At 65.4% G+C, this 22,772-nt stretch carries 20 protein-coding genes; 11 read left to right on the top strand and 9 right to left on the bottom strand.

Features of this window, described 5'->3' with window-relative positions; translation table 11 throughout:
• Positions 1-3: 3 nt before the first annotated feature.
• Positions 4-1,122, bottom strand: coding sequence for an HlyD family secretion protein (locus AUL30_RS02135; RefSeq protein ID WP_062226176.1), 1,119 nt, complete (start codon positions 1,120-1,122; stop codon positions 4-6).
• Positions 1,123-1,355: 233 nt separating this feature from the next.
• A complete protein-coding gene (locus AUL30_RS02130) occupies positions 1,356-2,771 on the bottom strand; it encodes a UDP-glucose dehydrogenase family protein (protein WP_083507611.1) in 1,416 nt (471 codons plus the stop codon).
• Positions 2,772-2,973: 202 nt separating this feature from the next.
• Here AUL30_RS02130 and AUL30_RS02125 point away from each other — a divergent pair, with 202 nt between their 5' ends.
• The 3 genes from AUL30_RS02125 (at position 2,974) to AUL30_RS02115 (ending at position 8,457) form a co-directional block, all read left to right on the top strand.
• Positions 2,974-3,552 (top strand): NADPH-dependent FMN reductase, encoded by a 579-nt coding sequence (locus AUL30_RS02125; protein WP_062226175.1) that lies wholly within the window; start codon positions 2,974-2,976, stop codon positions 3,550-3,552.
• 176 nt (positions 3,553-3,728) lie between these two features.
• Positions 3,729-5,879: a two-component system response regulator gene (locus AUL30_RS02120; RefSeq protein ID WP_062226174.1), complete on the top strand. Its 2,151-nt coding sequence runs from the start codon at positions 3,729-3,731 to the stop codon at positions 5,877-5,879.
• Between the two features lie 43 nt (positions 5,880-5,922).
• Complete coding sequence (locus AUL30_RS02115) at positions 5,923-8,457, top strand: sensor histidine kinase (RefSeq protein WP_062226173.1); 2,535 nt, start codon at positions 5,923-5,925, stop codon at positions 8,455-8,457.
• Between the two features lie 15 nt (positions 8,458-8,472).
• Here AUL30_RS02115 and AUL30_RS02110 read toward each other — a convergent pair whose 3' ends face one another.
• Positions 8,473-9,423 carry a crotonase/enoyl-CoA hydratase family protein gene (locus AUL30_RS02110; RefSeq protein WP_083507610.1) on the bottom strand — a complete coding sequence of 317 codons (951 nt, stop codon included), beginning with the start codon at positions 9,421-9,423 and terminating at the stop codon, positions 8,473-8,475.
• Between the two features lie 300 nt (positions 9,424-9,723).
• On the opposite strand from AUL30_RS02110, the gene AUL30_RS02105 reads away from it, so the two are divergent.
• Positions 9,724-10,908: a CaiB/BaiF CoA transferase family protein gene (locus tag AUL30_RS02105; protein WP_062226172.1), complete on the top strand. Its 1,185-nt coding sequence runs from the start codon at positions 9,724-9,726 to the stop codon at positions 10,906-10,908.
• On the opposite strand, the gene AUL30_RS02100 is transcribed toward AUL30_RS02105, so the two are convergent.
• Entirely contained in the window at positions 10,901-11,551 is a 651-nt protein-coding gene (locus AUL30_RS02100) for a precorrin-8X methylmutase (RefSeq protein WP_062226171.1), read from the bottom strand. The two genes, AUL30_RS02105 and AUL30_RS02100, sit on opposite strands and share 8 nt — an antisense overlap.
• Before the next feature lie 137 nt (positions 11,552-11,688).
• Here AUL30_RS02100 and mgtE point away from each other — a divergent pair, with 137 nt between their 5' ends.
• Positions 11,689-13,104, top strand: a complete 1,416-nt coding sequence (mgtE, locus tag AUL30_RS02095; RefSeq protein ID WP_062226170.1) for a magnesium transporter — start codon at positions 11,689-11,691, stop codon at positions 13,102-13,104.
• Positions 13,105-13,171: 67 nt separating this feature from the next.
• Complete coding sequence (locus AUL30_RS02090) at positions 13,172-13,564, top strand: MerR family transcriptional regulator (protein ID WP_062226169.1); 393 nt, start codon at positions 13,172-13,174, stop codon at positions 13,562-13,564.
• 3 nt (positions 13,565-13,567) lie between these two features.
• On the opposite strand, the gene AUL30_RS02085 is transcribed toward AUL30_RS02090, so the two are convergent.
• A complete protein-coding gene (locus tag AUL30_RS02085; protein WP_062226168.1) occupies positions 13,568-14,551 on the bottom strand; it encodes a heparan-alpha-glucosaminide N-acetyltransferase in 984 nt (327 codons plus the stop codon).
• A gap of 165 nt (positions 14,552-14,716) precedes the next feature.
• Between AUL30_RS02085 and AUL30_RS02080 the strand changes: the two genes are divergently transcribed.
• Positions 14,717-15,508 carry a YdcF family protein gene (locus tag AUL30_RS02080; protein ID WP_062226167.1) on the top strand — a complete coding sequence of 264 codons (792 nt, stop codon included), beginning with the start codon at positions 14,717-14,719 and terminating at the stop codon, positions 15,506-15,508.
• On the opposite strand, the gene AUL30_RS02075 is transcribed toward AUL30_RS02080, so the two are convergent.
• Both AUL30_RS02075 and AUL30_RS02070 read right to left on the bottom strand, forming a co-directional pair.
• Complete coding sequence (locus AUL30_RS02075) at positions 15,491-15,766, bottom strand: DUF3253 domain-containing protein (RefSeq protein ID WP_062226166.1); 276 nt, start codon at positions 15,764-15,766, stop codon at positions 15,491-15,493. The two genes, AUL30_RS02080 and AUL30_RS02075, sit on opposite strands and share 18 nt — an antisense overlap.
• Positions 15,763-16,470 (bottom strand): DUF599 domain-containing protein, encoded by a 708-nt coding sequence (locus AUL30_RS02070; RefSeq protein WP_062226165.1) that lies wholly within the window; start codon positions 16,468-16,470, stop codon positions 15,763-15,765. The genes AUL30_RS02075 and AUL30_RS02070 overlap by 4 nt, the downstream gene beginning before the upstream one ends.
• A gap of 101 nt (positions 16,471-16,571) precedes the next feature.
• Between AUL30_RS02070 and AUL30_RS02065 the strand changes: the two genes are divergently transcribed.
• A complete protein-coding gene (locus AUL30_RS02065) occupies positions 16,572-17,009 on the top strand; it encodes a DUF1489 family protein (RefSeq protein WP_062226164.1) in 438 nt (145 codons plus the stop codon).
• Between the two features lie 14 nt (positions 17,010-17,023).
• On the opposite strand, the gene AUL30_RS02060 is transcribed toward AUL30_RS02065, so the two are convergent.
• Together AUL30_RS02060 and AUL30_RS02055 are read right to left on the bottom strand one after the other, a co-directional pair.
• Positions 17,024-17,290, bottom strand: coding sequence for a hypothetical protein (locus tag AUL30_RS02060; RefSeq protein WP_062226163.1), 267 nt, complete (start codon positions 17,288-17,290; stop codon positions 17,024-17,026).
• Positions 17,291-17,322: 32 nt separating this feature from the next.
• Positions 17,323-18,897 (bottom strand): D-alanyl-D-alanine carboxypeptidase, encoded by a 1,575-nt coding sequence (locus tag AUL30_RS02055; RefSeq protein ID WP_062226162.1) that lies wholly within the window; start codon positions 18,895-18,897, stop codon positions 17,323-17,325.
• A 290-nt stretch (positions 18,898-19,187) separates the two neighbouring features.
• Between AUL30_RS02055 and AUL30_RS02050 the strand changes: the two genes are divergently transcribed.
• From AUL30_RS02050 to clpA, 3 genes are all read left to right on the top strand, one after another.
• Positions 19,188-19,538: a phasin family protein gene (locus tag AUL30_RS02050; RefSeq protein WP_062226161.1), complete on the top strand. Its 351-nt coding sequence runs from the start codon at positions 19,188-19,190 to the stop codon at positions 19,536-19,538.
• Positions 19,539-19,795: 257 nt separating this feature from the next.
• Entirely contained in the window at positions 19,796-20,188 is a 393-nt protein-coding gene (gene clpS / locus AUL30_RS02045; protein WP_407638252.1) for an ATP-dependent Clp protease adapter ClpS, read from the top strand.
• Between the two features lie 8 nt (positions 20,189-20,196).
• Positions 20,197-22,680 carry an ATP-dependent Clp protease ATP-binding subunit ClpA gene (clpA, locus tag AUL30_RS02040; protein ID WP_062226160.1) on the top strand — a complete coding sequence of 828 codons (2,484 nt, stop codon included), beginning with the start codon at positions 20,197-20,199 and terminating at the stop codon, positions 22,678-22,680.
• Positions 22,681-22,772: the final 92 nt, after the last annotated feature.

The raw sequence follows: 22,772 nt of genomic DNA, 5'->3' as shown, positions 1-22,772 counted from the left end.
TCCTCACCCGCCGTTCGTCGCCGCGCCCGTCGCGGTGCGGATATCGATGGTCACCTGCGTGGACAGGCCGGGCCGCAACCGCCCATCGCTATCCTGGCCGGGGTCCAGATGGACGCGGACGGGGACGCGCTGAACGATCTTGGTGAAGTTGCCCGTCGCATTGTCGGCCGGCAGCAGTGAGAAGACGGAGCCCGAGGCCGGGGAGACGGATTCCACCGTTCCCATGAACGTCTGGTCGGGCAGGGCGTCCACCTCGATATGGGCCTTGTCGCCCACCGCGATCCGGCCGAGCTGCGTTTCCTTAAAATTGGCGTCGATATAGACATCCGCCAGCGGCACGACCGTCATCAGGCGGCGGCTGGGAGATACGAGATCACCCGGCTGCACGGACAGATTGCCGACCACCCCGTCATACGGCGCCTTCAAGGCTGCGAAGGTCAGGTTGCGCGCCGCCGTTTCCTGGTCGATCCGGCGTTCTTCCAGCGTCCGCTCCTGCTCGGCGATCTGGGCGTCGAGCACGGCGATGTTCGCCTGCGCACTGTCGATCGCCGCCGCACCGCCGCGCAGCGTCGCCGCTGCCTGGTCACGCGCATTCTGCGCCTGGTCGAGCGCAGCCTGCGCCGCTGCGCCGCTGCGCGCCAGATCCTGCGCGCGGGCCAGGCTGCGCTCGGCTTCGGCCGCCGCCGATTGCAGCGCTTCACGCCGGGCCTGCGTTTCCACCAGGGCGGCGCGCGCCGCATCGCGCTGGGCGCGCATGCGGGTGATGGCTGCCTCCTGCGTGGACAGGCGTGCATCCGCGGCCTTCAGCTCAAGCGCCAGGTCACCGGGATCGATCTCGACCAGTGTTTCCCCGGCGCGGACGGACTGGTTCTCCCGAACCGGGACGGCGGTCACATAGCCCGTCACACGGGCGGTGATCAGCGCCATGTCAGCGGCGACATAGGCATCGTCCGTGGAGACGAGGAAGCGTCCTTCCGTCCACCAGTAATGCCCGTAATAGAGGCCGCTCCCGATCACAGCCACGGCCAGGATCGGAAGCGCCAGGCGCTTGATGCCGCGGCGCGGGGCGGACCGGGCTTCCGGCTTGGAGGAAACCGCGTCGTCGTCTGTTTTCTTGAGCATTGCCAAAACCCCTGGACGGCGGAACGCGTCGGGCGTCGACGGGGAATTCGACGTCGCCTGTGACCGCCGGCATATACTGCCGTTCACTTGCCGCGCGAAAGGAGGCCGATGCGGTCCCATGTTCGAGCCCGAGGTCTCTACTCAACCAGAGGACCTGCAGCAAGCAATTTGGTAAGTAACCCCTATCGTCGCAAGGGTTCCAGACCGCCAGGGTAAATAAATTTTGGCACTGCCTAAAGCGTAGGTTGCATGCCGGGTTTCGGATGCATCGAATCCCGCGCAAAGCCGGGCTGCGGCAGCGAGACGGCATCGGCCGGCGTGTCGAGCGGCGAGATGGCGGGGCGGCCGGGCTTGCCGAGGCCATGATACAGAAAGCCGTGCTGGTCCGGCCGCCGGTCGGCATAGACATTGCGCAGGTCTACAAAGACGCGCCCACGCATGGCGGCCGCGAGCCGGTCGAGGTCCAGGGCGCGGTAGACGTTCCACTCGGTGACGAGGACGATGGCGTCGGCGCCCCGGGCCGCGACATAGGGGTCCGTCACGAGCTGAATGTCCGGGAGAAGATGCGCCGCATTGGCCAGGGCTTGCGGATCGGTCGCCACCACCTCGGCTCCGGCGGTGCGGAGCATGCGGGCGAGCGGAAGGGACGGGGCCTCTCGCATATCGTCCGTTCCGGGCTTGAAGGAAAGCCCCAAAAGCGCGATCCGCCGCCCGCGCACCGACCCTCCGCAGGCTCTCGCCACGCGTGCGGCGAGGCCATCCTTGCGCCGGCGGTTCAGGCGTGCGGTTTCCTCGACCAGGCGCAAGGGCGTGCCCAGTTCGCGCGCCGTGCGCAGCAGGGCCTGCGTATCCTTCGGAAAGCAGGATCCGCCATAGCCGGGGCCGGCATGCAGGAACTTCGAACCGATCCGACGATCCATGCCCAGGCCCCGGGCGATCTCCTGGACATCGGCGCCGGCGGCGTCGCACAGATCCGCCATTTCGTTGATGAAGGAGATCTTCATGGCCAGGAAGGCGTTCGATGCGTATTTGATAAGCTCCGCGTTGCGCCGCCCGGTGAAGAGGATCGGCGCCTGGTTGAGCGACAGCGGGCGGTAGACACTCGCCATCGCCTGACGCGCCGCATCATCCTCGACGCCGATGATCACGCGGTCGGGCCGCCGAAAATCGTCGATCGCCGAGCCTTGCCGGAGAAACTCCGGGTTGGAGGCGACGGGCGGCGACAGGCCCGGAACCGCCCTGGCCAGAAGAGCGGCGATGCGATCCCCGGTCCCGACGGGAACGGTGGATTTGGTGGCGACCACCATGCCGGGCCGCAGAAGCGGCGCAAGCTCGTGGAGCGCCGCCTCCACATGGGTCAGGTCCGCATGGCCATCGCCCCGCCGGGAGGGTGTTCCGACCGCGATGAAGACGATGTCGCTGCCGTCCACGGCATCGGCCATCCGATCGGTGAAGCGCAGCCGGCCGGCGGCGGTGCCTGCCGCCACCAAGGCGTCCAGCCCCGGCTCATAGATCGGCAGGTGCCCCCGCCGCAGGGCTGCGACACGTTCGCAATCCTTGTCCATACAGACGACGCTGTGTCCGAAATCGGCGAAGCAGGCCGCGGAAACCAGGCCGACATAGCCGCCGCCGATGAGGGTGATGCGCATGCAGGCCACCTCCGCTGCGGCCGTAAGGCCGCGATTCGTCCTTGGCGCACTAAGCCCGTCCTATGTTGAAGCCATGTGACAGGCGGGGGGGAGCGGGGGCCGGCAGCGCAAAGAGTGCCGCAGCGTTTTCATGGCGTAGACTTCACCTTTCCCGGAAGAGGGGCTAGGTGCGTTGCAAGAGACAGTCTGGAAAGGACCTTTCATGAAAACCGTTGCCGTCTTCGTCGGATCCCTCCGGAAGGAGTCGATCAACCGCAAGTTCGCCGAGGCGATCGGCAAGCTGGCCGAGGGCAAGCTGGCCTTCCGCTTCGTGGAGATCGGCGATCTGCCCCTGTACAATGACGATCTGTGGCCGGACGCGCCCGAGGCGGTCCATCGCGTCAAGCGTGAGATCGAGGCGGCCGACGCCGTCCTGTTCGTAACGCCCGAATACAACCGCGCCTACACGCCGGCGATCAAGAACGTCATCGACTGGGGCACGCGCCCCTGGGGCAAGAACTCCTGGGAAGCCAAGCCGTCCGCCGTCATCGGCACCACCCCGGGCGCGACGGGAACGGCCGCTGCGCAGAATTCCCTGAAAGGTCTTCTGACCGTGATCGACACGGTCTTGATGGGGCAGCCGGAAGTCTACTTCACCTATAAGCCGGAACTCTTTGCGGACGATGGAACGGTGAGTTGCGAGAAGACCCGCGCCTTCTTGACGCAGTGGATCGACCGCTTCGAGGCGTGGATCGAGCGCACGTCCGAGCCGCGGACCAAGGCGCAGGCGGGTCCTGCCTGATCAGGCTTCACCGTACGGCGGCGGCGCATGGCCATTTCCTTTGCGGGTCGGCCATGCGCGGATGATTTCCGTTTTCTTTCGGGCAGCCATACCGGTAAAGTGCGCCGAGCGGAGCGGGCATTCGGCCCGTCCGGGCGGCCGGATTCCGGCAATTGTCCAACGAGGCATTTGCACCCATGTCATTGATAGTCGTTGTTGATGATCAGGGTAGCAACCAGAGGATTTATTCCCGCCTGTCGAAGCTGGCCGGAGACGATGTCAGCGTCAAGACATTCGCCAGCCCGTTCCGAATGCTGGACTGGCTGGAGGAGGGGGAACCCGACCTCATCATCACCGACTACAAGATGCCGGGAATGGACGGCGCCCAGCTGACGCGCCGGCTGCGCGACATGCCGAACTCCGCCGATGTTCCGATCATCGTCCTGACGGCCTACGAGGATCTGAGCTTCCGGCTGATGGCGCTCGAGGCCGGGGCGACCGACTTCCTTCAAACGCCGGTCAATCACGAGGAATTCGTCAGCCGCGCCCGCAACTTCCTGAAGTTCCGGCGCCAGCAGCAAAGCGTGAAGCTGAAGGCGCAGGCGCTCGAGCGACGGCTCCTGGACAGCGAGTATTTCCGCCAGATCGCCGTGCGCGACAGCCGCGAACAACTGGCGCAGGTGATCGATACGGTGCCGGCGCTGATCAGCGCGACCGACCGGGACGGGCGCTGCGTCTTCGTCAACGCCATGTTCGCCGTCTATGCGGGGCGCGATCCGTCGACCTGCGTCGGACTGCCGGCGGAAACGCTGCTGGCGGGAACGGATGTCCAGCGCCTGCGCCAGGTGGAGCGCAGCGTGCTCACGCGCGGCCTTCCGCACCCGTCCTTCGAGGAAATGATCCGTTCGCCCGAAGGCAGCGAGCGCTACTTCCTGACGACCAAATCCCCGCTCCTGGACACCAATTCCAAGGTCGTCGGCGTCTTGACCTCGTCGCTCGATATCAGCGAGCAGAAGATGGCGCATGAACGCCTGCGCGAGCTGGCCCTGCATGACGGGCTCACGGGCCTGCCCAACCGGACTTATCTCAGCAACCGCGTCCAGGCGCTGCTGCTGGAACAGGAGAACGAGGGTCGCATGCATGCCCTACACCTCCTGGACATCGACCGGTTCAAGACGGTCAACGACACGCTCGGTCACTATGTTGGGGATCAGCTCCTGCAGGCCATATCGCACAGGCTGAAGCTCCTGGCCGATGATGGCATCACGCTGACACGCCTGGGCGGCGATGAATTCGCCTTCCTGCAGGAGGGTATTCACGATGTCGAGGATGCGGAACGCCTGGCGCGCAGGGTCGTCGAACTCCTGTCGGAGCCGATCGACGTGGCGCGGCACCGCGTCAACGCCACGGCGAGCCTTGGCATCGCTCTGATCGGGCCGCATGGGCATGATGTCAACGAAGTTCTCAAGAACGCGGACCTTGCCATGTATCAGGCCAAGTCGGAGGGGCGGAACCGTTACGCGCTCTTCGAAGCGGGCTTGCGGGCGCGCATCGTGGAGTCCTCCATGCTGGAAGCGGCCATGCGCGATGCGCTGGCGCGCGGCGAGTTCGTCCTGCACTACCAGCCGCAGGTCGATATTGCATCCGGCCGCATCTCGGGCGTCGAAGCCCTGATCCGCTGGCAGCACCCGCAGCGCGGATTGCTGTCGCCGCTGGAATTCCTCGGCGTGGCGGAAGAGACCGGCCTCATCGCGCCGATCTCGGAATGGGTCCTGCGGGAAGCCTGCCGCCAGGCTCAGGAGTGGCGCCATATGGGCTTCGACACGCTCACCATGGCCGTCAACATGGCGCCGGTGCAGTTCAATTACGACGACATACCCCTGATGGTGTCGCGCGTTCTGCAGGAGACGGGCCTGCCGGCCGCCAATCTGGAACTGGAACTGACCGAAAACACCTTCTTCGACCCGGTGCTGAACCCGTCGCCGCGGCTGGAGCAGCTGCAGGCCATGGGCGTGCGCCTGACGCTGGATGATTTTGGAACCGGCTACTCCTCGCTGCTGCGGGTGAAGATGCTGCCCATCGACGCGCTGAAGATCGATCGCAGCTTCCTGGAGGCCGTACCGTCGAGCGAGGCCGACGCCGCCATCGTGCGGGCCATTATACGCCTGGCCCACGGTATCGGCCTGCATGTCGTGGCGGAGGGCGTCGAGCGCGCGGACCAACTCGAATTTTTGCGCAAGGAAGGCTGTGAATTTGCGCAGGGCTACTATCTCGGCCGGCCGCTGACGGCCGAGGCCTGCCTTGCCGCCCTGACCGAAGACCTGCGGCGTGTTGGAATGATGGCATGACGATCATCCGACTGCGTCACACAAGAATGGATATGACGGATCATTGTCGGAACTGATCAAAGGGTGGGCTCAGTGGTTTCGCGACCGGCCGGATCGTGAACATGAAATCACGCTCAATCGATTCTTCATCTCCATTGCCATCCTTGTCTTTACGCTGTTCTTCATGCCGGTGGGGGATACGGCGCTGGCGGCGCGCGCCATCTCGGTCGTCTATCTGGTGGCGGCGACCCTCCTGCTCGGGCATCTTCTGTACGAGCCGGGCATATCCAACGCCCGGCGCATCATCGCCATGGTGGTGGATCTCGTGCTTCTGTCCTGTGGCCTGGCCATCGGGCAGGATGCCGTGGCGATCCTCTATCCCTTCTACTACTGGATCATCCTCGGGAACGGCTTTCGCTACGGCGAAGCCTATCTCTATTCCGCAACGGCCATCGGGACGGCGGGCTTCGGCGTCGTCGTCCTCCTGTCGCCCTACTGGCAGAGCCAGCCGCTCCTGTCCGGTGGACTTCTGGCGGGCATCGTCATCCTGCCGCTCTATGCCGCGACGCTGATCCGCAGCCTGTCCCGCGCCAAGGAGGCGGCAGAACAGGCCAACCGGGCCAAGTCCGCCTTCCTGACCAGCGTCAGCCATGAGCTGCGCACCCCGCTCAACGCCATCATGGGCTCGACCGATCTCCTGCGGGATACGACGCTGCGGCGCGACCAGCGCGACATGGTCGACACGATCCAGACGGCCTCCAACGCGCTCCTGTCGCAGATCAACGATCTGCTGGACCTGTCGAGCATCGAAAGCGGGCAGATCGCGCTACAGATCGCGCCCTTCGACCCGCTGGAGCTCGTGGGCAGCGTCAAGAATGTCGGCGCGGTGCAGGCGCTCGCCAAGGGCGTGCAGTTCCATCTGTTTGCCACGGGGCGCACGCCGACCAGGCTGGAAGCCGATGCGCGGCGCGTGCGTGAGGTTTTGATCAACCTCGTCGGCAATGCGGTCAAGTTCACCACGCAAGGCAGCGTGACCCTGTCGATCGACTGCGTGTTCGACGGCGGTTCCCCCTTTCTGGTGCTGGAGGTCAGCGATACGGGCATCGGCATGTCGCCGGCCGAGCAGGCCGTCATCTTCCAGCGCTTCACGCAGGCCAACAGCACGATCCTCAACCGTTTCGGCGGCACGGGGCTCGGGCTCGCTATCGTCCGCGAACTCGTGGATCTGCAGAAGGGACGGATCGAGGTTTCGAGCCGGAGCGGGGAAGGCAGCGCCTTTACGGTACGCCTGCCGGTCCGGCTTATGGCGGAGGACGAGCCCATGGGCTCGCTCCTTACCGAAACGCGGGTCGTGCTTCTGGACCCGCTCGGCACGGTGCCGCCAGAGACGATGGACGACCTGGCGGCGACGGTCGGCGCCGTGGCGCGCGCAACGAGCGTGGACGAGGCGATGACGCGGATCATCCTGCCCGCGGCGGACGAGATCCGGCATACGGTGGTCCTCATTGCCGGGGTGCTCCATGCCTGGCCGGAGCCGGAGGATCTGGAGCGGACCGTGACGGAACTGCGCACCGCCACGCCGGCCGGCATCTTCGGCTTCGACCGTGATACCGACGGCTTCCCGCCCATCGCCCTGCGCCGGCTGCTCACGAGCGTCGTGGACCATACGCAGATTGCCGACGGCCTCAGCCATGCCATGCGGCTGACAGGGCTCGACCAGCAGAGCGCGGCCGGCTCCCCGGCGGCCATCACCCGCCGGGAACGCGGATTGCGCATCCTGCTCGCCGACGACAACCGCGTGAACCAGAAGGTGATCAGCCGTATCCTGGAAGCGGGCGGCCATTTCGTGAAGCTGGCCGTCGACGGACAGGAAGCCCTCGACGCCATGGATGCGGGCGGGCTGGAATTCGTGCTGATGGACCTGAACATGCCGGGGATGGACGGGCTGGAAGCGACGAAGCTCTATCGCATGATGTCGTTGGACCGGCCGCATCTGCCCATTGTCGGCCTGACCGCGGATGCAACGCAGAGCGCCGCGGACCGCGCGGCAGAGGCGGGGATGGACGCCTGCCTGACCAAGCCTGTCAACGGGCCGGTTCTCCTGGACAGGATCGACGCCCTTTACGCCGAGTACGGGCAACCGGGGGAACGCCAGCCCTTCCGCCCGGTGGTCGTGCCGGACACGCCGCCCGTCACGCAAGCCGCTTCGGCGCCCGACGCGGACGCGCATGTGGACACGGCCATGCTGAAGAACCTGGAGACACTGGGCGGGCCGGCATTCGTGGCCGCGGTGATCTCGGACTTCCTGACCGATGGCAGCCAGCTTTTGCTGGAATTGCGAGAGGTTGCGGCGACCGGCGATGTCGCCGGCTATGCGGAAAAGGCCCATGCGCTGCAGAGCGGCGCGGGCAATATCGGCGTTCTACAGGTGGCAGAGTTCTGCCGGAGCTGGCGGCCGCGTTCGTCCGAAGACCTTATGGAGAACGGGCCGTCCGTCGTCGAGCGGATCGAGCGGGAGTTCGAAACGGCCCGCTCGATCCTTCTGCGTCAGCATGCCCGGCGCCCCCTGCTCATTTCCGACAGGGACGCCGGGGCTTGATGCTCTGGCCACACGTCATTCGGCGGCGATCAGCGCGGCGTTGTCATCCGCGCGGTTGATCCGGCAGCGACGATCCTGCGCGGCGGCAAGGCGCTCCATCTTCTTCAGGTCCGACGGCGTCAGGCGCATGGCCGCGTCGACCCAGATGTTGACGACGTCGCGCAGTTCCTCACGCGTGATGGCCGACACGCGGTTGCGCGTCCGGAACACGGCCTGCATGGCGTTGTGGCTGCGCGACTGGCGTGCCGCATAGGCCCGCAGGGCAGCTTCGCCCTGTCCGTCCTCTGCCAGGACATCGACCAGGCCGATGCGGTGCAGCTCTTCGGCCGTGTAGATCTTGCCGCTCAGGATCATGCGTTCGGCTTCGACCGCGCCGATGCGGCGGGCGATCAGGCTATAGGCGCCCATGCCGGGGAAGAGATTGAACAGAACTTCCGGCAGGCCGAAGCGGGCGCTGCGCTCCGCCACGATGACGTTGCAGGACAGGGCGGTCTCGAAGCCGCCGCCGAGCGCATCGCCCTGCACCAGGGCCATGGTGACGACCGGGCTGTCATAGCTGATGACGTTGTTCCAGACGATGTCGACGCAGGCATGGGCATAGGCCTGCAGCAGGAGCTTCTGGCCCTTGCGGACGGCATCGGCGAACAGCCGCAGATCACCGCCGAGGTTGAAGATGCCGGGGGTGCGCGAAGCGACGACGAAGTACTTGAAGGGCAGTTGCGCGTCAGGCGTCTGCGCCAGCCGGCTGCGCAGCATGGTCTGCATGGAGGTCACGTCCCGCAAGAGTTCCGGGGTGACGCTGGGGCGGGACTGCGGCTGCAGGTAGCACCAGTAGATTCCGTCCTCACGATCGAGCGACAGGTCGATATCGGAGTAGAGCGGAGTCCATTCGTCGCGCGCGGCCAGGCCGACGCCGGAGGTGGAAACGAAAGAGGAGTTGGACGGGGTGGTGAACTGGATGGTCATGGGAGGCTCCTGAAGACAAGTTTTTTTGCGGATGTTGTGAGGACGTTCCGGGGCAGATAGTACACGCCCCTTATTCTGTTGTAACGCGCCTCGACAGCAATGGGTGCGCCGCAACCATAAGTTGGAACAACGACTAATCTTTCGGCTGTACCGTCGCCTTAGCAACCATCATGAATTGCGCTTTGCTTAAGTTGTGGGCACCGGCGCTCACCTTGCAGTGCAACTCCAGCACCCTCGCTTGCCGCCGGCGGGCGCAAATCGTAGAGCGGATATGTGAGAAACTCGAAGCAAGGAGGGTGCATGTCCGCACCCCTGGCCGGCCTGCGCGTCGTGGAATTTGCCCGCATCCTGGCGGGGCCGTGGATCGGCCAGACGCTGGCCGACCTTGGCGCCGAGGTCATCAAGGTGGAGGCGCCCGGTGGGGACGATACCCGCCGCTGGGGCCCGCCTTTCGTGCCCGCACGAGACGGCGGCCACTTGGATGCGGCCTACTTCCATGCCTGCAACCGGGGCAAGCGCTCCATCGTCCTGGACTTCGCCACACCGGCAGGGCAGGAGGCGGCCCGCCGCCTGGCCGCGACGGCCGACGTCCTGATCGAGAACTTCAAGCTTGGCGGGCTTGCCAGATACGGGCTCGACCATGCAACGCTGATGGCGGCCAATCCGCGTCTGGTCTACTGCTCCATCACCGGCTTCGGCCAGACGGGGCCCTATGCGCAACGCGCAGGCTACGACTATGTCGTCCAGGGCATGGGCGGGATCATGGATCTGACCGGGGAGCCGGGGGGTGAGCCGCAAAAGATCGGGGTCGCCTTCGCCGATATCTTCACCGGGCTCTATGGCGTCATCGCCATCCAGGCGGCGCTCGCGCAGCGTCAGAGCACGGGCCGGGGACAGCATATCGACATGGCGCTTCTGGACTCCATGACCGGCGTCCTCGCCAACCAGGCGCTCAACTACCTGGTCTCCGGAACAGCGCCCCACCGCATGGGCAATGCGCATCCCAACATCGCGCCCTATCAGGTCTTCGAGACGAGCGATGGCCATATCATCCTGGCCGTCGGAAACGATGCGCAGTTCCAGCGGCTGTGCGCGGTGCTCGGCCGGCCGGAGCTTTCGGCCGATCCGCTGTTTGCCGACAATGCGGCCCGGGTGGGCAACCGGGCGCGCCTGACATCCATCCTGGCGCCGTTGATCCGCCAGCATGCACGCGATGCGTTCCTGCAGCGGATGGAGGAGCACGGCGTCCCGGCAGGGCCGATCAACAATGTCGAGGATGTCTTTGCCGATCCGCAGGTCATTGCGCGGGGCATGCGGATCGACGTCGGCAATCCGCAGGCGGCGGCGGGAAGCGTTCCGGGTGTGCGCACCCCCATCGTCTTTTCCGATGCGCAGCTTGCGCTGTCACGTGGGGCGCCGGCACTCGGCGCGGATACGGACGCTATCCTTCGCGAACTGGGCATGACCCCCGAAGGCGTCAGCTAGACCCGCCGGCGAGACGCGCCAGGGCGTTGACCGCCGCCGCGGCCATGGCGCTGCCGCCGCGCCGACCGTGGACGATGATGGAGGCGATGTCCCCGCGCTGCGCGAGCGCCACCTTGGATTCGACCGCGCCCACGAAGCCGACCGGCATGCCGATGACGAGCGCCGGGCGGGGGCCGCTCGCCCCGATCCGATCCAGAAGGTGAAACAGCGCCGTGGGCGCATTGCCGATGGCGACGACAGCGCCGTCGATGCGATCGAGCCAGTCATCCACGGCCGCAGCGCTGCGCGTCGTGCGTGAGCGCGCCGCGCGCTCCGCCACACCCGGCGCATCGAGCGTCACGACAACTGGATTGTCGGCCGGGAGCAGCCGGCGGATGACCCCTTGCGCGACCATTCCGACATCGCAGAAGACGGGCCGGCCGCTCGCCAACGCGCCGATGCCGGCAGCGGCGGCACCGGGCGTGAAGGCAAGATCGGCCACGATGTCGATCATGCCGCAAGCGTGAATGACGCGCTCGGCGACACTGGCCTCCGCCGGGTCCAGATGGCCGAGCGCGGCCTCGGCGCGGATCGTTGCGAAGGATCGGCGATAGATCTCTTCCGGATCGCGCAGATAGGACTCTTCGTCGGGGGGATGTTGCATGTGACACCAAGTGTTGCGCTGCGGCGTCGGCCCGCCGCGTTCCGTCTACCGCAGGGTCGATCCTACAGAAAGGGGGGTGCAACTTGGTGGTGGGCCATGTAGGTGCGGACGAGAGCGACGGATCGGATGGACGGGGGATGGCGTTGAGCGAACACGACATTCAGGACAATCCCGACCGATTGGAACGCCCTGGAATCTACGACGAAGAAGGTGGCGTCGACGCGGCGTTCCTGGACAGGCTCCGCGCCGCAATCGATGCGGGCGATGGGGATGCCCTCAGCGCGCATGTCGCCCCCCTGCACGAGACCGAGCTTGGTGACGTGCTCGGCTATCTGTCGACCGAGGAGCGTCAGGCCCTGGTGCGCCTGGTGGGAGACGCGTTCGACTACACCGCGCTGACCGAGGTGGACGAGGCAATCCGCCTGGAAATCATCCATGCGATGACGCCCGGCCAGGTGGCGGCGGCTGTCGGCGAGCTGAATTCCGACGATGCCGTCTACATTCTGGAAGATCTCGACGCTGCCGAGCGCAATGAGATCCTCGATCTTCTGCCGTTCCGCGAAAGGCTGCGGCTGCGTCGTGCCCTGGATTATCCGGACGAGACGGCCGGCCGCCGCATGCAGACCGAATATGTCGCTGTGCCGCCCTTCTGGACCGTCGGCCAGACGATCGACTACATGCGGGACGATGACGACCTGCCGGAACGCTTCTCGGAGATCTTCGTCATCGACCCCTCGTTCAAGCTGCTCGGCGCGGTCGGGCTGCACGATATTCTACGCGCCAAGCGTCCGTCGAAGATCGATGCCATCATGCATCCGACGCGGCACGCCATCCCGGCCGAAATGGACCAGGAAGAGGCGGCGCACATCTTCGAGCAGTACGATCTCCTGTCCGCCGCCGTCGTGGACGAGAACGAGCGGCTGGTGGGCGTCCTGACGATCGACGATATCGTCGATGTCATCCAGGCGGAGGCCGAAGAGGATTTCCGCCGCCTCGGCGGCGTGGGCGACGAGGAAATCTCCGACTCCGTGGTGACGGCCGCGCGCTCGCGCTTCGCCTGGCTCTTCGTCAACCTGTTCACGGCCTTCCTGGCCGCATCGGTGATCGGCCTGTTCGACGGCACCATTCAGCAGATGGTGGCCCTGGCTGCGCTCATGCCCATCGTCGCATCCATGGGCGGCAATGCCGCGGCGCAGACCATGACCATCACGGTGCGCGCCATCGCCACGCGCGATATCCACATCCACAATTCGGGCCGCATCCTGCGCCGCGAGGTTCTGGTCGGCCTTCTCAACGGCACGGCCATCGCCTTTCTGATCGGCGGGGTCACCTATCTGTGGAGCGGCAATCCCGATCTTGGCGGTGTGATCGCGGTGGCGATGGTGGTGAACATGCTGGCGGCATCGCTGGCGGGGATCCTCATTCCGCTGGTCCTGAACAAGGTCGGCGCCGATCCCGCCATCGCCTCGGCGGTCTTCGTCACGGCGGTAACGGATCTCGTTGGATTTTTCGGGTTTCTCGGCCTTGCCACATGGTGGTTCGGGCTGGCCTGACATGCGCGCGGATTGACTTTTACGTCAATCTTGCAAGAACAGGCTGGGCACGACGGAAAGGCCGCGCATGCGCGATTACTACACGATCACCGAGCTCACACGAGAGTTCGGCATATCGACGCGGACCATACGCTTCTACGAAGACGAGGGGCTGATCGCGCCCATCCGGCGGGGCCGCACGCGCCTGTTCCGCCATTCCGACAGGCAGCTTCTGCGCAACATCCTGCGGGGCAAGCGGCTCGGCTTTTCCATCGCCGAGATCCGCGAGATCATCGGCATGTATCGCTCGCCCCCCGGGGAAGCCGGGCAGCTTCGGGCCATTGCCCGCCGCGTGAACGAGCGGCGCGCCGAGCTGGAGCAGAAGCGCCGCGATATCCAGGAACTTCTGTCCGAGCTCGAACAGGCGGAGGAAGCCTGCCTTGCCCGGATGGCCGAACTCGGCATCGCGCCGGCGCCCTGACGCTTAAGGGGCGTCATAGGGAATGTAGCGTGCGGTGCAGAGTGCCAGAACGCTGCGGAATCCATCTTCCTCGTCGGCCGTCAGCCGGCCGCTCATATAGGGTTCGAACAGGCCGGCGTCGGTCAGTTCCGTCCGTGCGCAATCGCAATAGCGCGCACAACTGGCGCCATCGCGCCCCTGGGCGGAGCAAGCGGCGGTGCATTCCTGCCGGAAGACCACAGTCGTATCGGGCGGCATGATCTGCGCAAAGCCGGCGATGAGGGCGATGTTGACCGGCTGATGGATCAGGTAGAAGGCGAGCGAGTGACGCCCGATCCAGCGCAGCGGATCGAACAGCCGCAGGCCGAGTATGGACGGGTTCAGCGCCTTGATGCGCAGCCATCCGCTTGTTGCGGCAAGCCATTGGCTGGCGGCCATGCCCACGAGCACGATGCCCGTCCAGGGGAAGATCGGCACGATATCGTTGGAGACGGGTTCGCGCGCGGCAAAGCCGATCCAGGCGAGCGCGCGCCCATTCATCGCATCCGTCACGAAAAGGTTCGGCAGCACGATCATGATCACGCCGGCGGCCAGCGTCAGCACTGGCGGGCAGCGCAGGAAGATCAGCCCGATCAGGCTGGCCACGGCGATCTGATGCAGAATGCCGAAGAAGACGAAGCTCTGCGGCGTGGCGAAATAGGTGACGATGGTAATGGCCAGCGCCCCGGCGCCGACCTGCGCCAGCCGGATCCAGAAGGGGCGCCAGCGTATGCCGCGCAAATGCGCCAGGACCAGCGACAGCCCGACCATGAAGAGAAAGCTTGAGGCGATCGCCCGCGCAAAGAGACGCCAGCCACCGGAATTTGCGGTGCCGCGCGCCAGGTAGCCGAAGAACTCCAGATCCCAGGTGAAGTGATAGGCGGCCATGGCGACAAGCGCGATGCCACGTGCCAGATCGAGCGCCTCGATGCGCTTGCGCACCGTCTTCGACGACGTATTCGCACCCATGACGCATCCTTCCTGGCATTTGCGAGAAAGCGTGTTTGACCCGTCCCGGCACAAACCGCAATCCCGCCCCGCCGTTCACGTCGCGCAGGGCTTTTACCCTCGCTTCAGGCTCGCAGGATAGGAAGGACCGGTGCGGCCGCCGGGGCTGCGGAGCGCGTCTGTCCCATGTTCTTTCTTCTGTCCAAGATCTTCTGGTATCTGGTCCAGCCGCTCGTGGTGGTGCTGATCCTGGCCGGGATGGGCTTTCTGGCCCTGCTTATGCGGCGGCGGCGGCTCGGATTGTGGCTTTCGGGCACGGCCTTGCTGCTTCTGGCGGTCATGTCGCTCAGCCCGCTCGGCCTTCTGATGATGAGCCCGCTCGAGGAGCGGGTGCCGCGCGCGCCACTGCCCGAGCGGGTCGATGGCATCGTGGTGCTGGGCGGCGCGCTCGATACGCGGATCACGGCCACACGCGGCGTGCCGGAACTGAACGACGCCGCCGACCGGATGACGGCCGCGGTGGCCCTGTCCCGGCAGTATCCGGATGCCCGCGTCCTGTTTTCCGGCGGGTCGGCGGAAATCCTCTTCGAGGATATCAGCGAGGCAGTGGCCGGACGCCTGCTTCTGGACTCGCTCGGCCTGCCGGCCGACCGGCTGCTCCTGGAGGACCAGTCCCGCAACACCTGGGAAAACGCCGTCTTTTCCCGCGCTCTGGCGCAGCCGCAGGAGGGTGAGGTGTGGCTTCTGGTCACCTCGGCCTATCACATGCCGCGCGCCATCGGTTGCTTCCGTGTGGCGGGCTTCGATGTCGTTCCGTTTCCGGTGGATTACCAGACACCGTCCGGGCCGGCCGTCTGGCGGCCCTCAACCGCCTCGATCCGCAATGTCGAGAAGGTGCATTTCGCCATCCGGGAATATATAGGCCTCCTGGCCTATTGGATGACGGGGCGCACCGACGCCTTATTCCCCCGCGCCTGAGGGGCGGCCGAGCCGGTAGATGCCCTTGAAGGCTGCGGGGTCCACGGGCTGTCCCTTGCGATAGATGGTGATCGCTCCTGCCTGCGCCAGCGCCACGGACTCGGCGCGGATGGGGTGCATCAGGAGGCGCCACGCCTTTTCGTCCTGCCCGGCAATATGGCGGGCGACCTCCGAAGGGCAAACCGTCTTGCCCTCGGCGCGTTCGGCGATCATCGACAGGATGGTGGCGCGGATGGCGGGTTTGTCGGCTCTGGTCATGCGGCTTCTCTTTCCCCGAGCGCCTGGCGCGCATCGGAACGGAACTGGCGACGATACAGGATGAAGGCCAGCCCGGCCGTGGTGAGGATCAGCACCACGGGCCCGAGGAACCAGCCAAGATAGGCGACGCCGAAGAACACCGTGCGCAGGCCCGAATTGAAGTGCCGCCCGGCAATGATGTTCATGCGTGCCGCGCGCGCGAGGGCCCGCTCGGCCGCGTCGGGATCGGCCTCCGCCTCCGAGCGCATGGGGATGGCGCCGATCAGGATGGTGCAGTAGTTGAACAGGCGGTAGGCCCAGCCGAACTTGAAGAAGGCGAGGGCAAAGATGACCATCAGCCCCAGAAGCTTGGCCTCCACCAGCCCGCGATCGTCCAGCCCGGATACGGGAAGATCCCGTGCGATCACGGCGATCTGCTCGGCCGAGCCCATCAGCGCGAAGCAGCCGCCGATGGCGAAGATGCAGCTTGAAGCAAAGAAGGCGGTGCCCTGCTGCAGGCCGGCCATGATGGCCGTGTCGATCATCCGAAGGTCGCGCCCGAGCAGTGTGCGCATCCATTGCGCCCGCTCGTGGTTCATCCGGGCGGTCAGGCCGTTGCGGCTGAGGGGGCTGTAATCGGCAAGCCAACTATACGACGCCCACCCTGCGATGAAGATCGCGAAGGCAATCCGGTTCAGCGTATCGAACGTATCGAGCAAGGTCATGGCGGCTGGCTATCCCAATCATGCACGGGAGGGAACCGATTTGTGCCGGTATCCGGTCCCGATGCTTGACCGGCCGGGATGCGGGAGGCAAGAGAGCGCCCATGGCGCTGCACATGATCAAGCTCTGCGTGGGTGTTGAAACGGTCGAGGACCTGGAAGCCTGGGTTGCAGAGCGCCTGGATGCGGCGCGCGCGGCCGGGGAGCCTGCCGAGCAGGTACACCGCACGCGCGTCACGCCGCGCCGTGCTGCCGAGATCCTGGATGGCGGATCGCTATATTGGGTGATCAAGGGGCAGGTGCAGCTGCGCCAGCCGATCCTGCGGTTCGATGCCGTCACCGGCGCCGATGGTATCGAGCGGTGCCTGATCGTGCTCGCCCCGCAGTTCATCCGAACACGGTGGCAGCCACGGCGCGCCTTTCAGGGGTGGCGCTACCTGACGCCGGACGATGCGCCTGACGATCTGTCGGCGGGGGACGATTCGATCGCGGCCCTGCCGCCGGAGCTGCGCCGCGAACTCGCGGCGCTGGGGCTTCTCTAGCCCGTTGGGCCCTTCTACCGCGCCAGGCTGCCGACGCGCAGCGACAGGGCCCGCCCGCCAAGCGGGGAGTCCACCCGGATCCGAACCCTGGCCCGCGGCTGCGACGAGCGCCAAGCGCGTGCGCCATGGCACAGGAGAAGACTGACCAGATCCTTGGCACGCAGGCGTGAACGCCCCTCGCGAAGCTCGTTCAGATGCAGCGCCGCATCGGAAATGAAGGTCTTGCCGTCCAGTCCGCCGCCGGGTGAGCGCAGGATGGTTTCAGGGTCGGCCGTCAACATGGAACACCTCGGATGAGTTGAAGCGCTGCCGCTCAATTGGCAATGGCGTAGCAGGGATAGGAACGGCTCTGCAGGACGAGGCAGGCCGCCTCGGCATCCTCGCGGCTGTCGAAGCCGGCGAAGCGCGCACGGTAGAGGCGGTTCGTGCCGTTGGCGACGACGTCCGTCACGGGGCGTGCATCGGCCAGGGCCGCGCCGGCGATGAGGCGGGCCTCGTCCAGCATGGCGTCGGCCGTGCTTTGCGCGGGCGTCGAGGCGATCTGCACGATCCAGCCGCGCTGCGTTGCGGCCGCCACACGCTCGGCGATCGGGCTTTCGATCGAGCCGGTCGGGCGGTTGTCCAGCGAGGCGGAAGGAATGGGAGCCCGAGGGATCGGAGCGCCGGGTGTGCGGGGCGACTGCGAGGGCATTTGCGGCACCTCGAAGTTCTGCGGGGCGGGGCGGCGGCGGGCGGGTTCGGGCGCCAGGGCGTTGGCGGTCGGTACGACGAGCTGCTGGGGCGTGGCGCGTTCCTGCATGGCCTGGCGCAGCGCGTCCTGTCCGACGCGCGGACGGTTGGACGGCGTGGCGATGGCATCGTTCACCGCGCTGGCCGCGTTGGAGCCGTAGGCGGTCGCCACGCGGCTGTCGATCAGCTCGCCCCGCATGGTCGGCATGGGGCCGGTCTCCGGCAGGGTGGCCACGCGCTGCTGGATCGCGGCCGGGGCGGAGCTCTTGCCGCCGGGCGACCAGGAAGCGACCAGCGGTGCGCCCGAACGCGGGCTGGCCTGCGGAAGATAGGTCTGCACCAGTTCCGTCATATGCGCATCCCGCGATGCGCCGGTGCGCCCGCCCATCACGACGGCGACGAGCTTGCGATTATCACGGGAGACGGAGGTGACGAGGTTGTAGCCGGAGGCGTTGATGTAGCCGGTCTTGATGCCGTCCACGCCCGTGACGCGGCCGAGAAGGCGGTTGTGCCCGTTGATCGTCGTGCCCCGGAACTTGAAGGAGCGCGCCGAGAAGAATTTGTAATATTGCGGAAAGTGCTCCCGCAGGGACAGGCCGAGCGTCGCCATGTCACGCGCCGTCGTCTGCTGTCCCGGATTGGGCAGGCCGTGCGGGTTGCGGAAGGTGGTGCGCGACATGCCGAGGCTGCGGGCCTTTGCGGTCATCATCTCGGCGAAGCGGGTTTCCGTGCCGCCCAGATATTCAGCGATCACCACCGACGCATCGTTGGCCGAGCGCGTGATGAGGCCGAAAATGGCTTCCTCGACGGTCAAGGTTCCGCCGGCCCGCAGGCCGAGCTTCGTCGGCGGCCGGGACGCCGCATAGGCGGAGACCTTCATCGGCGTCGACAGCTTGGCACGCCCCGTCTCCATGGCTTCGAAGAGCATGTAGAGGGTCATCATCTTGGTCAGCGATGCCGGGTAACGAAGATCGTCGCCGAAGCGGTTGAACAGCACCTTGCCGTTGTTTCCGTCGATGACGAAAGCCGCATATTTCTCGTTCGCGGCGGCCGTGCTTCCGAGAGTCGGAAGCAGCAGGCACACGCCGACAACGGCAACGCCGCACTGGCGCGCGAGACCGGAAAGGGCGGCTTTCAGACGTGTACGAAAGACTGGCACGTGCGAGGCTCTCTTGCTTCTTGGGGCAGGATGCAACCCCAGATTGCGGGGCTTTTCTGCAACGGTCATGACTCAAAGCTACCGGGGCAGCCTTACCAATCCGTTTATGGTTGCTGCTTTCTTTGCACTACCCACCGGATTCGATCGGCGAAAATGCGTTCGCTCCACCGAATGTGAACACGCAGCTCGTGTGCGCCGCACAAAGAGCTTGCAAGTGTTTGTGCAGTGCAATATAAACGTCTGGTGGCACGGTGGTTACTGGCCTGCCGCGGAACGAAGGGAGTGAAACAATGCAATTTTTCGACGATACGAACCGCTTCGGCAAAGAGGCTGTGGACGGCGCGATGAAGTCCGTTTCGGCGGTCACCAAGGGTTTTCAGCAGATCGCCGTGGAAGCCGGCGACTACACGAAGCGCTCTTACGAGCAGTCCGCCCAGCATTTCGAGAAGCTCGCCCAGGTGCGCACGCTCGATAAGGTGATCGAACTGCAGAGCGATTATGCCAAGACGGCCTACGAGGCCTGGCTCTCGCAAGCGACCCGCATGGGCGAAATTTTCTCCGACATTGCCAAGGAAAGCTACAAGCCGCTCGAGGCCGCTTTTCCCAACGTCGCCCGGCCGGACCTGAACCGCACGGTCTGAAGGCCGGCGCTTCACCATTCTCCAAACATGTCTGCGCGGGATCGCGGCCGGAAGGTCGCGGTCCCGTTTGCATGTCCGGCCATGCAATGTGGGCCGCTTCAAGGGTGGTTCGTGCCCGACCCTGCGGCTTAATCGGGACTTGCGCCCGCGCAAAAAGCTGGCAACCATCCGTGCGTCATGGGAGACGGGGCCGATGGGGTGAAACTCGCCCGGCGGCACGTCTTATATTGGCGCCGGCAGTGATTACATATCGGTGCATGACGATGGTGGCAGTGAGAGACAGGGTTTTGGAATCTGGTCGAAGGGCGCCCCGGCTGCAAGCCGGGCAGGCGGGCAACGGCGATGGCGATGGTGATCGCGGGACGTCCGTCATTACGCGTACCAAAACCAAAACCAAGCGACCCAGTCTTTACAGAGTCCTTCTCCTCAACGACGATTACACGCCGATGGAATTCGTCGTTCATGTTCTCGAACGATTTTTCCAGAAGGATCGGGAGGCGGCCACCCTGATCATGCTCCATGTTCACAAGCATGGCGTGGGTGAGTGTGGCGTGTTCACGTATGAGGTCGCGGAGACGAAGGTCACGCAGGTCATGGATTTCGCCCGTCAGCATCAGCACCCGCTGCAATGCGTGATGGAAAAGAATTGAGGTGAAGCTTGCCGACATTTTCTCCCAGTCTCGAACGATCCCTTCACCAGGCTTTGACATATGCCAATGAGCGTCATCAGGAGTTCGCGACGCTCGAGCACCTGTTACTGGCCCTCCTGGAGGATGCCGACGCCGCCGCGGTCCTGCGCGGCTGCAGCGTCGATGTGGATGTCCTGCGCGCTGCGCTGGTCGACTACATCGACACCGAACTGTCCAATCTGATCAACAGCAACGACGAGGATTCCAAACCCACGGCCGGCTTCCACCGCGTCATCCAGCGCGCGGTGATTCACGTTCAGTCGTCCGGTCGCGAGGAAGTGACGGGGGCCAATGTCCTCGTCGCCATCTTCGCCGAGCGCGAAAGCCACGCGGCCTTCTTCCTGCAGGAGCAGGAGATGACCCGTTACGATGCCGTCAATTTCATCTCCCACGGAATTTCCAAGCGACCCGGGGGGAGCGAAGGCCGCCCCGTGCGCGGAACGGAGGACGAGCAGTCGACCATGGGACAGGGGCACGAAGAGGAAGGCCGCCGCAAGGAAAAGCAGGACGCACTGAGTGCCTACTGCGTCAACCTGAACGAGAAGGCCCGCACCGGCCGGATCGATCCGCTGATCGGCCGGGCGGACGAGATCAACCGCACCATCCAGGTCCTGTGCCGGCGTTCCAAGAACAACCCGCTCTATGTGGGCGATCCCGGCGTCGGCAAGACGGCCATCGCCGAAGGGCTCGCCAAGCGGATCGTCGAGGGCGACGTTCCCGAGGTCCTGGCCGATGCCACGATCTTCTCGCTGGACATGGGAACGCTCCTGGCCGGGACGCGCTACCGGGGTGATTTCGAGGAACGGCTGAAGCAGGTCGTCAAGGAACTCGAGGAGTATCCGGGCGCGGTCCTGTTCATCGACGAGATCCACACCGTGATCGGTGCCGGCGCTACGTCGGGCGGCGCGATGGACGCGTCCAACCTGTTGAAGCCGGCGCTGTCCTCGGGTGCAATTCGCTGCATCGGATCAACGACATACAAGGAGTACCGCCAGTTCTTCGAGAAGGATCGCGCCCTGGTGCGCCGGTTCCAGAAGATCGACGTCAAGGAGCCGAGCATTGATGATGCGGTGTCCATCCTCAAAGGGCTGAAGCCCTATTTCGAGGAGTTCCACCACGTACGCTTCACCAATGAGGCGATCCGTTCGGCGGTGGAGCTGTCGGCCCGCTACATCAATGACCGCAAGCTGCCGGACAAGGCGATCGACGTCATCGACGAAACGGGCGCGTCGCAGATGCTTCTGCCCGAGGCGCGGCGCAAGAAGCAGATCGGCGTCAAGGAGATCGAGGCTACGGTGGCGACAATGGCGCGCATCCCGCCAAAGTCCGTGTCCAAGGACGATGAGGAGGTGCTGGCCAATCTGGATACGCAGCTCAAGCGTGTCGTCTACGGCCAGGACGGGGCGATCGAAAGCCTGACCGCCGCCATCAAGCTGTCGCGCGCCGGCCTGCGTGAACCTGAGAAGCCGATCGGCAGCTACCTCTTTTCCGGTCCGACGGGTGTCGGCAAGACGGAGGTGGCCAAGCAGCTCGCTTCGGCGCTGGGGATCGAGCTCCTGCGCTTCGACATGTCGGAATATATGGAGCGCCACACTGTTTCGCGGCTGATCGGCGCGCCTCCAGGCTATGTCGGCTTCGACCAGGGCGGGCTTCTGACCGATGGCGTCGACCAGCATCCCCACTGCGTCCTGCTTCTGGACGAGATCGAGAAAGCGCATCCCGATCTGTTCAACATCCTTCTGCAGGTCATGGATCACGGGAAGCTGACCGACCACAACGGCAAGCGGATCGACTTCCGCAACGTCATCCTGATCATGACGACCAATGCCGGCGCGGCCGATCTTCAGAAGGCGGCCATCGGCTTTACGCCGAGCCGCCGGACGGGCGACGATCTGGAAGCGATCAACCGGCTGTTCACGCCGGAGTTCCGCAACCGGCTCGACGCCATCATTCCCTTCGCATCGCTGCCGACGCCCGTCGTGCACGATGTGGTGCAGAAGTTCGTCATGCAGCTGGAGGCCCAGCTTTCGGACCGCGGCGTCACCTTCGACCTGGCGCCCGAGGCGATCGTCTGGCTGGCCGACAAGGGTTACGATGAATTGATGGGCGCCCGTCCGCTGGGACGCGTCATCCAGAAATACATCAAGACTCCGCTGGCCGACGAGGTTCTGTTCGGCAAGCTGAAGCGCGGCGGCACCGTCAAGGTCACCGTGGTCGATGGGCCGGACGGGCGTGAATTGAAACTGGATGCCATCGCCGACGAGGCGCCGGCCAGGTTGCGCAGGACGGCGGAGACCAAGGGAAAGCGCAACCAGCGCCCGCCCGAGGACGACGCCGATGCCGAAGTGTTCGACGATGGCGACGTCGCCGTCGCGTCGCCACCCAAGGCCGATACCCTGCCCAAGGGAGCGCGACGCACCGGAACGGTGCCGAAGGTGCCCCGCAAGAGCTGAAGACCTTGGAAAGGGGCCCGCGGGCCCCTTTTTAGTGCTCTGGATTGCCGCGGCCGGGCGGTGTAGTGAGGAGCGCGACGTTAAGAAGGCAG

This window comes from Aureimonas frigidaquae (assembly GCF_001463905.1).
In the GTDB taxonomy this organism is placed as follows: Bacteria; Pseudomonadota; Alphaproteobacteria; order Rhizobiales; family Rhizobiaceae; genus Aureimonas; species Aureimonas frigidaquae.
This window is presented reverse-complemented; position numbering and strand designations above follow the sequence as displayed.